9 protein-coding genes are annotated in these 11,639 nt (G+C 73.9%); 2 read left to right on the top strand and 7 right to left on the bottom strand.

Annotated features, from left to right (window positions below):
• The first annotated feature begins 35 nt into the window (after positions 1-35).
• Positions 36-554 carry a rhodanese-like domain-containing protein gene (locus ACFY0I_RS28775; protein WP_388901283.1) on the top strand — a complete coding sequence of 173 codons (519 nt, stop codon included), beginning with the start codon at positions 36-38 and terminating at the stop codon, positions 552-554.
• 94 nt (positions 555-648) lie between these two features.
• On the opposite strand, the gene ACFY0I_RS28770 is transcribed toward ACFY0I_RS28775, so the two are convergent.
• The 4 genes from ACFY0I_RS28770 to ACFY0I_RS28755 all read right to left on the bottom strand — a co-directional run bounded on the left by ACFY0I_RS28770 (position 649) and on the right by ACFY0I_RS28755 (position 7,208).
• A complete protein-coding gene (locus tag ACFY0I_RS28770) occupies positions 649-2,355 on the bottom strand; it encodes a DUF885 domain-containing protein (RefSeq protein ID WP_388901281.1) in 1,707 nt (568 codons plus the stop codon).
• Between the two features lie 360 nt (positions 2,356-2,715).
• Entirely contained in the window at positions 2,716-4,176 is a 1,461-nt protein-coding gene (locus tag ACFY0I_RS28765) for a GNAT family N-acetyltransferase (protein WP_388901279.1), read from the bottom strand.
• 144 nt (positions 4,177-4,320) lie between these two features.
• Positions 4,321-5,910: an alkaline phosphatase D family protein gene (locus ACFY0I_RS28760; protein ID WP_388901414.1), complete on the bottom strand. Its 1,590-nt coding sequence runs from the start codon at positions 5,908-5,910 to the stop codon at positions 4,321-4,323.
• A gap of 434 nt (positions 5,911-6,344) precedes the next feature.
• Complete coding sequence (locus ACFY0I_RS28755) at positions 6,345-7,208, bottom strand: alpha/beta fold hydrolase (protein WP_388901277.1); 864 nt, start codon at positions 7,206-7,208, stop codon at positions 6,345-6,347.
• A 308-nt stretch (positions 7,209-7,516) separates the two neighbouring features.
• On the opposite strand from ACFY0I_RS28755, the gene ACFY0I_RS28750 reads away from it, so the two are divergent.
• Positions 7,517-8,269, top strand: coding sequence for a GntR family transcriptional regulator (locus ACFY0I_RS28750; protein WP_388901275.1), 753 nt, complete (start codon positions 7,517-7,519; stop codon positions 8,267-8,269).
• A 186-nt stretch (positions 8,270-8,455) separates the two neighbouring features.
• On the opposite strand, the gene ACFY0I_RS28745 is transcribed toward ACFY0I_RS28750, so the two are convergent.
• The 3 genes from ACFY0I_RS28745 to ACFY0I_RS28735 form a co-directional block, all read right to left on the bottom strand.
• Positions 8,456-9,040, bottom strand: a complete 585-nt coding sequence (locus ACFY0I_RS28745) for an SMI1/KNR4 family protein (RefSeq protein ID WP_388901273.1) — start codon at positions 9,038-9,040, stop codon at positions 8,456-8,458.
• A 691-nt stretch (positions 9,041-9,731) separates the two neighbouring features.
• On the bottom strand, positions 9,732-10,886 hold the full coding sequence (locus ACFY0I_RS28740; RefSeq protein ID WP_388901271.1) for an ROK family transcriptional regulator: 1,155 nt from the start codon (positions 10,884-10,886) through the stop codon (positions 9,732-9,734).
• 100 nt (positions 10,887-10,986) lie between these two features.
• A complete protein-coding gene (locus ACFY0I_RS28735; RefSeq protein ID WP_388901269.1) occupies positions 10,987-11,637 on the bottom strand; it encodes a response regulator in 651 nt (216 codons plus the stop codon).
• Positions 11,638-11,639 lie beyond the last annotated feature (2 nt).

Below are 11,639 nucleotides of genomic sequence, written 5' to 3'. Positions count from 1 at the left end.
TCCACGGATGTTCCGCGCTTCGTAGATTCATGTCCATGACGACGACAACGAGCACCCCGGCCCCCGCCGCCCTCCGTACGAACCCCGTCCTACGGGTGCCGCCGGCAACCCCGGCCGCGGCCGCCGCGTACTTCGCCGCGAGCCTCGCCTTCCACGCGGACGTGTCCGACGTCGCCGCCGCCTTCGAGGCCCACCGCGAGCAGGGCGCCGAGCTCGGCTTCCAACTGGTCGACTCCCGCTCCACCCCGTCCTGGGACCAGGCCCACGTGCCCGGCGCCGTCCACCTCCCCACGGCCCTCATCCCCGAGCAGGCGGACAAGCTCCTCGACCGGAGCCTGCCGGTCGTGACCTACTGCTGGGGACCCGGCTGCAACGGAGGTACCCGCTCCGCCCTCGCCCTGGCCGAACTCGGCTTCCAGGTCAAGGAGATGCTCGGCGGCATCGAGTACTGGATCCGCGAGGGCTTCGAGGTCGAGACCTGGCAGGGCTCCGAGCGGCGCGCCGAGGCCGACCCGCTGACCTCGCCCACCGACTCCGACGACTGCGGCTGCTGAACCGCCGCCCATCGCCGACGGGCCGCACACCCCCCTTCCGGGGAACGTGCGGCCCGTCGGCGCACCGCAGGCCCCGCGACGCGGGCCGAGCGGCTCAGAGCTTGGAGAGCTCGTCCACCAGGTCGTCCAGGCCCAGCGAGCCCTGCGACAGCGCCGCCATGTGCCAGGCCTTCAGGTCGAAGGACTCGCCGTGCGCGGCACGGGCGTTGTCCCGGCCCAGCAACCAGGCGCGCTCGCCCAGCTTGTAGCCGATGGCCTGCCCCGGCATCGACAGGTAGCGGGTCAGTTCGCTCTCGATGTAGTCCGCCGGCCGGCCGCTGTGCAGCCCGAAGAACTCCTGTGCCAGGTCGACCGTCCAACGCTCGCCCGGGTGGAACGGCGAGTCCGCCGGGATCTCCAGACCCAGGTGCATGCCGATGTCCACGATCACCCGGGCGGCCCGCATCATCTGGCAGTCCAGGTAACCCAGCCGCTGCTCGGCGTCCTTGAGGTAGCCCAACTCGTCCATCAGGCGCTCCGCGTACAGCGCCCAACCCTCGACGTTCGCGCTGACCAGGCCGACGGTCGCCTGGTAGCGGGACAGCCGGTCCGCCACGTGCTGCCACTGCGCGAGCTGGAGGTGGTGGCCGGGAACCCCCTCGTGGTACCAGGTGGACACCAGGTCGTACACCGGGAAACGGGTCTGACCCATGGTCGGCAACCAGGTGCGCCCGGGACGGGAGAAGTCCTCGGAGGGGTTGGTGTAGTACGGGGCCGCCGCACCGCCCGGCGGGGCGATCATGGACTCCACCCGCTTGACCCGCTCGGCGAGTTCGAAGTGGGTGCCGTCCAGGTTCTCGATGGCCTCGTCCATCAGGCCCTGCAGCCAGGTCCGGACCTCGTCGACGCCCTCGATGTGGGTGCCGTGCTCGTCCAGGTGCCGCAGCGCCTCCCAGGGGCCGGCGCCCGGCAGGATCTTGGCCGCCTCGGACTGCATCTCGGCGAGAAGCCGGTGGTACTCGGCCCAGCCGTAGGCGTACGCCTCGTCCAGGTCCAGGTCGCTGCCGTTGAAGTAGCGCGCCCAGCGGGCGTAGCGCTCGCGGCCCACCGGGTCCGGCGCGTCGGTGATGGCCGGGGCGTACACGTCCCGCATCCAGTCCCGCAGTTCGGCCACGGCCGCCGTCGCACCGGCGGCCGCTCCGTCCAGTTCCGCGCGCAGGGCCTGCGGTCCGGCGGAGGCGAACTCGCCGAAGAAGTCCCGGGCGCCGTCCTCGGCCTCGCCGGCCCAGATGGTGAGCTGCTCGACGAAGGTGGCTGCGGGGCGCGGGCTGCCGAGCAACCCGCGTTCCAGGCCGAGCGCGAGGCTCTCGCGGTACCCGGCGAGGGCGGTCGGTACGGCGCGCAGCCGCTCGGCGATCGCGGCCCAGTCCTCCTCGCTGTCGGCCGGGGTCAGGGTGAAGACCTCGCGGACCGAGTGGGCGGGGGAGTGGATGTTGCTGACGGCGCGCAGGTCCTCGTCGGCCTCGTGGACGGCGAGTTCGGCGTGGAGCCGCTCGCGCAGCAGCCGGGCGCAGCGCCGCTCGGCCTCGTTGTCGGCGCCGGGCGAGCGCTCTGCGGCGTCGAGCGCGGCCAGGGTGGCGCGCGACAGTTCGGCGGCGGCGGCGCGGCCCGCCGGGGAGAAGTCCGGCAGTTTGCCGGAGCTGGCCGCGACGCCGAGGTAGGTGCCCGTGATCGGGTCGATGGCGATGAGGTCGTCGACGTACGCGTCGGCGACCTGACGGGGCAGACGTGCTGCGCTGTCACTGTGGAGGGTCTCTGACATGCGGCCATCTTCGTACGCGGAACCGCCCCGCGTCATCACCGTGGCGGCCGGGGGACCTGACGCGAGGCTCACCGGAGGGCCGGGCCCGGCTCCCGGTACCCCTGGGCGCCCCGCCCGTACGGAACTTCGCGCGAGGTGGCGGACCCGGCGGCCGGCGGAAGCCGGGTCCCGGGGTTCCCGGTGGGCGGGAGCCCGCCCGGACCGCACTCCGCCCGCGCCCCATTCGGCCTCCAGCGGCGCCCGAGACCCCGCTGCGATGCCGGGCCGCCGGAGGTACCCGCCGCGACCGCCTCCGCCGACGGGCGGGCGGAGGGCGGCCTCAGGCGTCCGCGGGGCGGGCCCCGCCGGGCCCGACGGGCCTCAGTGCCGGTGGCCTCGTTCGTACGGGGCCTGGGCGTGCGGGATTCCGTACGCGGGACGCGGGGCGGCGGGGGTCGCGTCCAGCCGGGCGGTGATCACCAGCGTGCCCTCCTCGATCTGGTAGTCGAGGGGCAGGCCGAGGCCGCGCATCGCCGCGACCATCCCGGTGTTGGAGGCCTGGGTGACGGCGTAGACGCTGTCGCACCCCGCCTCGACGGCCATCGCGAGCAGCCGCCTCAGCAACTCGGAGCCGATGCCGCGGCGCTGCCACTCGTCCTCGATGAGCAGTGCCACCTCGGTCTCGTCGCCGTCCCACAGCAGGTGGCCGAGGGCCACGAGCTTGCCCGAGGCCGTCGTCGCGGCGACCGTCCGGCCGAAGCGGGGGCTCAGCAGGTGCCCGAGGTAGCGGTCCGCGTCGGCGACGGGGCCGTGGTAGCGCAGGCCGAGGGTGCGCTCGGAGCAGCGGTCGTGCATGGCGCGGGCCGCCGGCAGGTCGGAGCCGTCGGCGCGGCGCACGGTGATCTCGTTGCCCTCGGGCAGGGTCAGGACGTGCTGGCCGCGCGGAACGCGCGGGCCGAGACGGGCGTCGAGCTCGACGAGGGCGCGGGCCCGGGCGAACTCCGTCGGGGTGAAGGGCAGGTACGGGCGCTCCACGGTGATGGCTCCGCCGGAAGGGTCGCGCAGCCGCATCACGGTGGCCTCCAGGACGCCCTCCACGGGGGCGTCGGCGCCCGCGTTGGGGCGGCCGGACAGGGTGGTCGCCGGAATCGAGTGGATGGTGCAGCGACCGAGCAGCTGACGCAGCGCGAGCGGCAGTTCCGCGGCATCCAGGGCGGTCCGGGTGGCCAGGCCGAGGACCCGGGTGGGCGTGTCGACCAGGTCGTGGGCGTCGGCGCGCTCGATCCAGGTGCTGTGGCCGCCGGCCCGGGCGACGACCCGGGTGAGTTCGGCGGAGGGCAGCCGCTGCGGCGCGCGGAGCAGGAACTCGTCGACCGTGCCGCCCTCGGGGAGGGGGTGGGTCTGGAGCGTCAGGATGTCCACGCCGTTGCGGGCGAGGGCGGTGCAGAGCGAGGCGAGGCTGCCGGGCTCGTCCCGTACGGTCGTCCGCATCCGCCACAGCGCGGCGGTCGCCGCGGCCGTACCCGTACCGTCCTTGCCCGTTCCGCCCGTGCCGCCCGCGCCGGTCGTCGCGGAGGGCACGGGCGCCGGATCGGAGGGGGCGCCGGCCGGCGGCGGAGCATGGCTGTGGCGCCGGGCCCACCAGGTGTGGAAGGCCGCCGTGACGAGGAGCGCGACGGCCGAGGCGACCAGCAGGATCGGGCCCCGGGGGCCGTGCACGACAAGATTGGCGATGCCGTCGGCCACGGCCACGGCGCAGAACAGGGCGGCGAGTTCGACGAGGTCGCGACGCCAGTGGTGACGGTGCGGACGGGACCCGGAGGTGGGGTTACGGTCAGTCATGCACACCACTGTGGCGCAGGGGTGTTGCGTGATCGCAAACGATCTGTGACCGGCTGGTTAAGTGTCGATCTGGCCGGTTTCTGCCGGTTTTCCACCCGGTTTCCGATACTCGCCTCCGGCGCGCGGCCCGCAGCGCCGAGTTCCTCACACCTGCCCCACGAGGCCGGGCTGCAACACCTTCGTGAACAGCACGCCACCACCTTGGCGGCGCAGCCGGACCGTCAGCTCCCCACTGCCGCCGTCGATCTCCACCTCGCCGTAATACGGGGGGTTCTCGACCGGGGACATGTTGGCCACCGGCGCCGACTGGACGTACGCGGTCCGCGGCCCGAAGGTCGCGTCGAGCCGACCGGCGGGAAACCCGCCCGCGCCGACCGGCCCCGACACGAACTCCCAGAACGGCTCGAAGTCGTTGAAGGCGGCGCGCTCGGGGGCGTAGTGGTTCGCGGCCGTGTAGTGGACGTCGGCGGTGAGCCAGACGGTGCCCGTGATGTGCCGGTGCTTGACGTACCGCAACAGGTCGGCGATCTGCAGCTCCCGTCCGAGCGGGGCTCCGGGGTCACCCTGCGCGACGGCCTCGAAGTTCGCGGCGCCGTCGGGGACGACGATGCCGAGCGGCATGTCGGAGGCGATCACCTTCCAGGTGGCGCGCGACCGCGACAGCTCCCGTTTCAGCCAGGCCAGTTGCTCCGGACCGAGGATGCCGACCGGGTCCTCGGCCCCGCGGTTGGGGGAGTTGGCGTTGCGGTAGGTCCGCATGTCCAGGACGAACACGTCGAGCAGCGGGCCGTGCCGCATCACCCGGTACATCCGGCCCTCGTCCCGGCCGCCGCGCAGGTCGGTGACGGGGAAGTACTCCCCGAAGGCCCGGCGGGCCCGGGCGGCGAGGACGTCGGCTTCCCGGACGGTGTAGCGGGGGTCGTCGATCAGCTGGCCCGGGTACCAGTTGTTGCGCACCTCGTGGTCGTCCCACTGGGCGAGCACGGGGACCTGTCCGTAGAACTCCCGCAGGTGCTGATCGAGCAGGTTGTAGCGGAAGTTCCCGCGGAACTCGTCGAGCGTCTCGGCGACCTTCGACTTCTCCTCGGTCGTCACGTTCCGCCAGATCCGACCGTCGGGCAGCGGTACGGCGGCCTGGATCGGACCGTCGGCGTAGATCGCGTCGCCACTGAACAGGAAGAAGTCGGGGTCGCGCAGCCGCATCTCCTCGAAGACGCGGTATCCGCCGATGTCGGGGTTGATGCCCCAGCCCTGCCCGGCCAGGTCCCCGGACCATACGAAGCGCACGTCATGGCGGCGGGAGACGGGCGTGGTACGGAACGTGCCGCGCACCGGCTCGCTCGTACGACGGGGGTCGTCGGGGTCGGCGAGGGTGATCCGGTAGTGGATCTGCCGGCCCGGTGGCAGGTCGCGCAGGGTGGTCGTGCCGGTGAAGTCGGTGGCCGGTCCGAGGAAGGGGCCGCCGTGCCGGCGCACCCCGTAGCGGAACGACTCGCTCGGCGAAGTTTCCACGTACATCCGCGCCGGCCGGTCGGAGCGCGTCCAGACGGTCGCCGAGTGCGCGGTGACCTCACCGGACTGCGTCCCCCACCGGGCGACCGGGCGGCCGGAACGTGTGAAGGCCGGTGCGCCCGCGGGCGAGGCGAGGGCGGGCGCGGCGAAGGCGGCGGACAGGGCGAGACCCAGGGGCAGGGCGAGGGACCCGCCGAGCAGGGACCGTCGGGTGTGCGGCATCGGTGCCATCGGTGCGTCTCCAGGGGCCGGCGGGGACGGGCCGGACCAGTGTGCCGCCGCCCCCCGGCCCGCCCGCGTCGCCCACACGAACCGCGGATGAACAGCCGTCAGCGGGGGGTGGCGGGTCGTGGAGCCCCGGACCGGGGCCGCCGTTTCCGTACCTGCGCCCGCGGCCGGCGCGGCCGGCTCGCCCCGCGCCGCCCGCTGCTCGGCTCGGCCTGCTGCCCGACCCGGCTTGGCTCGGCTCGGCTCGGGTCGGCTCGACCCGCTGCCCGACTCGGCCCGCTGTCCGGCCCTGCCGGCCCGGCTCGGCTCGGCCCGGCTCGTCATGCCGATCGGCGCGGGCGCCGGGCAGCCGCTGCCGGAGCGTTCGCGAGCGCGTCGTCCGGTGTCCCCGCGATCGGCGCCCGTCGGTTCGGGCCGCGCGGCTCCCGTCAGGCCGCGAGCGGTGCCGGGGCCCGTTCCGCGGTGCGGGCGGTGTCGAGGATGACCCGGGCCACGAGCGCCGGGTCGTCGTTCATCGGCACGTGGCCGCAGCCCGGAAGCCGCACCAGCCGTGCTCCGGGCAGCGTCTGCTTGGCGCGCACGCCCTGGCGGCGCAGCAGCAGCCGGTCCCTGGTGCCCCAGGCGATCGTCACCGGCAGCCCCGGCACGTCGTGCAGGAACCGTACGGAGCCACCCGCCGCCAGCGTCTGCTCGAAACCGGTGGCCCCGCGCAGCGCCAGCGTCTCGGCGACCACGGCCTCCGGGGCGCGCCGCGCCGGCCGGGCGTAGATCGTCCCCGTCAGCGCGGCCCTGCCGGCGCCGCTGCGGGAGAGCCGCTCCAGGGCGGGCAACGGCAGCGCGGCCGCACCGGCCCGCATCGCGCGGAGCGCGGTGAACGCGTACCGCCGCTCGGGCTCCGACCAGAATCCGGCGGGGGAGAGGGCGGTGACCGAACGGGCCAGGCCGCGGCGCCCCATGTCCAGCGCCAGCAAACCGCCGAGCGAGTTCCCCGCCACGTGCGGACGTTCCACACCCAGCGCGGCACACAACGCCCCGAGCGCGGGGGTGACGGTGTCCAGGTCGTACGGGACACCGGTGGCCATCGCCGGCGACGCGCCGAAGCCCGGCAGGTCGACGGCGATGACGTCGTACTCGGCGGCCAGCACGTCGGTCACCGGGTGCCAGGCCTGGAGGTGGTGGCCGATGCCGTGCAGCAGGAGGAGCGGATCGCCCGCGCCCTTGCGTTCGTAGGAGACGGTGGCGGGCCGGATGCCCAGCGGCGAATCGATCGTGAACGAGACCGTGGCGGTCATGCTGCTCCTCGTCGGGTGGACGCGTGTGAGACAGGCCGTCAGTAACGACGTCCCCCATCATTACCGCTCGGTAGTCCCTGGCTACAAGCTTTCCGTCAAGAGCGGTGGGAGCGAGAACATCCTGTGAACGGCTTGCTACATATGCCCGATCTGCCCGACAAAGCGGCGAGGATTGGTCTTGACCAAGGGGTGGCGCCGTCCTATCGTCGCAGGGATAGTGCAGGAACCTTTAATAAACAAAGGCGCGGAACTGCGGCGCGGAACCGCCGCTGGAACACGGCGAAGCGGCGAATGCAGGAGGAGTCAGGGTGGGGACCACGCAGCTCGAATCAGTGCCGGAGCCGAAGTACTGGCACCTGAAGAACGTCCTCAGTGAGGCGCTCGACCAGGACTTCGCCGTGGGCGAGGTCCTGCCGAACGAGCGTGAGCTCGCCGCCCGCTTCGGAGTCGCCCGGGCCACCCTGCGCCAGGCGCTGGAGCAGCTCGAACTCGAAGGACGCCTGCAGCGCCGCCGCGGGGTCGGCACCACGGTCGCCCCGCCGCGCGTGGGCGTCGCCGTCGGCAGCACCCGGCACAGCTGGCCCGGCGAGAGCGTCGACGGCTGGGAGCCCGTGGACGCCGCCGACGGCATTCCCACCGCCGCGGTCCTGAAGCTCCTCGGCACCGGCGCCGACCAGCCCGTGCACACCGTCCGGCGGACCCGCGTCACCCAGGGCCAGGCCGTCGCCGCCGAGCTGCTGTACGTGCCCACGGCGTCCGTACCCGGGCTCTCCGCCATCGACGCCCCCGCCGGACCCGCCCGGGCGCGCGCCGTCCTGCGGGAACTCCAGCGCCTCGCGCTCGACGGGCAGGACCGCTCGGTGGAGCTGGGCTCGGCCCGCGCCGACGACGCCAAGGAACTGGACCGGCTTCCCGGCGCCCCCGTGCTCCTCGTGACCACCCGGTACTTCACCGCCGCCGGAACCGCCGCCGTATCGGTGGCCACGTACCGCGCCGATACCTGCCGCCTCACCTTCGGCGACTCCGGGGTCGAGATCACCGAAACCCGCGCCGCCTCCTGACCGGACGCCGCACCCCGGGAACGGGGTGCGGCGGGACGCGTCACGGCCGCCGAGGCCCGCGGGCGATGGCGGAGTGGCTCCCACGTCCGTCGGGACCGGTCGGCCCTCGACGGCCCCCATGGCCCGCACGGTCGCTGAGAGCGGGCGACCGGCCCCGCCCGCGCCCAAGGCGTGGGGGAGTTCCTCTCACTCCGCGTCGGTCCGGCCCCGGTTCGGCGGCAGCAAGTGCCATGAGCCGTGCCGGAGCCACTCGCCGAAGGTGACCGGTCGGGCCCCGCCCGGGTGGTCGAGGGAGAGCGGGAGGATCAGGTCACAGGAGGCGCGGCCGTCCCACCACACCGTGCCGGCGAGGGGACCCGAGACCGCCAGCAGCGTGCTGAAGCCGCATCCGTTCTCCTGGAGCAGCACGGCCCCGGCGATCTTGGCGTACTGGAAGACCTCGTACTCCTGGTCCCACGCGTCGTAGGCGGCGATGTGCGCCCGCACGTCCGTGAAGTCCTCCGGGAGCGGTTCGCGCGCGGCCAGCTCGTGCTCCGCCCGCGCGTACGAGTCGGGGTGCGGGAAGGGCAACCGCACCAACTCGGCGGGCCAGTACCAGTCGAAGCCCCAATCCCAGCCGGACCCCACCCGGCGCGGCCGGAACACCTGCTGGGCGGGCGCCTCCTCCTGCAAACACGCCCGGTACTCGGTGGGGAAGGAAACCCCGAGCTCACGCTCGACCAGGGTGACCTCGAACTCGGTCAAGGGCGAAGACACCGACGACTGACGCATGCGCCGAAGCTAACCCAATCCCGGGAGGCCGTGCGCACCCCGGGCCCCCGGGACGCCCGCCCGACGCAACTCGTACCCCTCCCGGGCCCGGCTCCCGCCCCCACCCCGGGCCCGGCCCCGGGATCGGGCTCCGGCAGTGCCCCGGGCTTGGCTCCGGTTCCAGCTGCTGCCTGGGGTCCGGCCTCCAGCTCCGGCTCCGGCTCCGGCCTCGGGCTCCGGCTCCACGGCCGGTCTCGACTCCGGCTCCGGCCGCCAGGCCCAGCTCTGGCCCCGGCTTCGGCTCTGGGTCCGCCCTGGCCCCAGGCTCGGGCCCTCGCCGCGGACGCGGCTCCGGCCCCGGCTTCGGCGTTGGGTCCGGCCCCGGCCGGCCCCGGCTTCGGCGTTGGGTCCGGCCCCGGCTGGCCTGGCTTCGGCGTTGGGTCCGGTCCCGGCTCTGGGTCCGGTTTCGGTGTGGGGTCCGGCCCAGGCTCTGGGTCCGGCCCCGGCCGTCCGGCTCCGGTCGCCCCGAACTCCGACTCGGGACCGGTCTCCGGTGCCGGGCGCTCGGGTGGGGCCCCGGGCTGCGGCTCGCGGCCGCAGCCGCGCTACCGATCCGAGGTGGCGGCTCGCCGATGCCGTCGGACGGCCCGGACCCCGGACCCCGGACCCCGGACCCACAATCGGCCCGCGGCCCGGCCGTGGCCCGTGTGCTTCAGCGGCGAGCCGTGACCGTTTTCTCCACCGCGAAGAGCTCTTCCTCCACGTGGTCCAGCGCGAGCCGCAGCGCCCCGGTGGCCACGGCGGCTTCTCCGAGCATGGAGAGCACCACCCGTGGCGAACGCAGGCAGTACCGCTCCAGTTCCCGGCGCAGCGGCTCCAGGACCCCGTCCAGACCGGCCGCCCAGCCGCCGACGACCACCAGCTCCGGATCCATCGCCAGCACCAGCGCGGCCACATCGTGCACCAGCCGCTGGAGGAACCGCTCCACGGCGGCCACCGCCCGCTCGTCGCCCCGCTTGGCCATCGCGAACACCTCGGCGACGGCGGGCTCGTCCAGGGGGTGCAGCGGTTCGCCGGTCGTCGACAGCAGCCGCTCCGGCGTGGCCTCGCGCCCCAGCAGGTGCAGGGCGCCGATCTCGCCGGCCGCGCCGCCGAAGCCCCGGTGCAGTCGCCCGCCGATCAGTGAGCCCGCGCCCGGGCTGAGCCCGGCCATCACGAACACCATGTCGTCGGTGTCCCGCGCGGCCCCCTTCCAGTGCTCGGCGACCGCCGCCGCGTTGGCGTCGTTCTCCACCTGCACCGGGCACCGGAACGAACGCCGCAAGCGTTCCCCGAGCGGCAGCCCCGTCCAGCCGGGCAATGCCGTACCGAGGCGGACCGTCCCGTCCGCCTCCACGATCCCGGGGCTTCCGACGCCGACCGCCCGCAGGGAGTCGCGGGGGATCCCGGCCCGGCGCAACAGGTCGGCCACGGCCGCCCTGACCCGCTCCAGCCGCTCATCGGCCGACGCCGTCTCGGCGACGTCCTTGGTTCCGGCGCCGATCACCCGGCCGTCCAGCCCGGACAGCAACACCGCGACGCGGTGCGAGCCGATCTCGATGCCCAGCAGGTGCCCGGCCTCGGCGCGGAAGCGGAAGCGCCGTGCGGGCCGGCCTTGCCGTCGCGCGCCTTCCTCCGCGTCGGCCTCCACCACGAGCCCGGTACCGATCAGTCCCTCGACGACGCCCTCGACCGTCGGACGGGACAGCCCGGTGACCCGGGTGAGATCGGTGAGGGTCGGCGATTCAGCCGCGCGCAGTGCCCGGAGCACCACGGCCGAATTGATTCGCCGGAGCAGAGAAGGATCCCCGCCGGTCAGCTGCCCCAACGTGTGTCCTCCCAGCTAGCGGCCTTGTCAGCCGGATGGTACTGCGTGCCCGGCGCGGCGGCGAGAAGCAGCCCCCCAAGTTCGGAATCGGCCCCTCCCCTCAGGCCGGTGCGACGAATCCGGACTCGTACGCGGTGATCACCGCCTGGGTCCGGTCTCGAGCCCCCAGCTTCCCCAGAATGGCACTCACATGCGACTTCACGGTCTCGGTGCCGACGATCAGTTCGCCGGCGATCTCCACGTTCGTCAGCCCGCGGGCCATCAGCCGCAGGACCGCCTCCTCGCGCTCGGTCAGCGCAGCCCGCTTCAGGACGGTACGTGCCTCGCGATTGCCGTACTCGGCGGCGAGGGCTCGCACGGCAGCGGGAAACAGGAGCGTGTCGCCCTCGGCCACCAGTCTGACCGCGTGCACGATCTCCGCGGGGCGGGCCCGCTTCAACAGGAATCCGTCCGCTCCGGCGCGCAGCGCCTGATAGACGTACTCGTCGTTCTCGAAGGTCGTGACGACGAGGATCTTGGGCGGCGCGTCCACCGACCGGAGGACCGCCCGTGTCGCCTCGATGCCGTCGAGCAGGGGCATCCGTACGTCCATCGCCACCACGTCGGGGCGCAATTGGCGCACGAGCGGGATGACAGCGGCACCGTCGGCGGCTTCCCCCACCACCTCGATGTCGGGCTGGGAGTCCAATACGGCGCGCAGACCCGCGCGCACCAAAGGTTCGTCGTCGACGAGCAGAACGGTGACCGGCATCC

Source organism: Streptomyces sp. NPDC001568 (genome assembly GCF_042893755.1).
Classification (GTDB): Bacteria; Actinomycetota; Actinomycetes; order Streptomycetales; family Streptomycetaceae; genus Streptomyces.
Note: the sequence above shows the minus strand (reverse complement) of the source record. Positions and strands in the feature narration are given on the sequence as shown.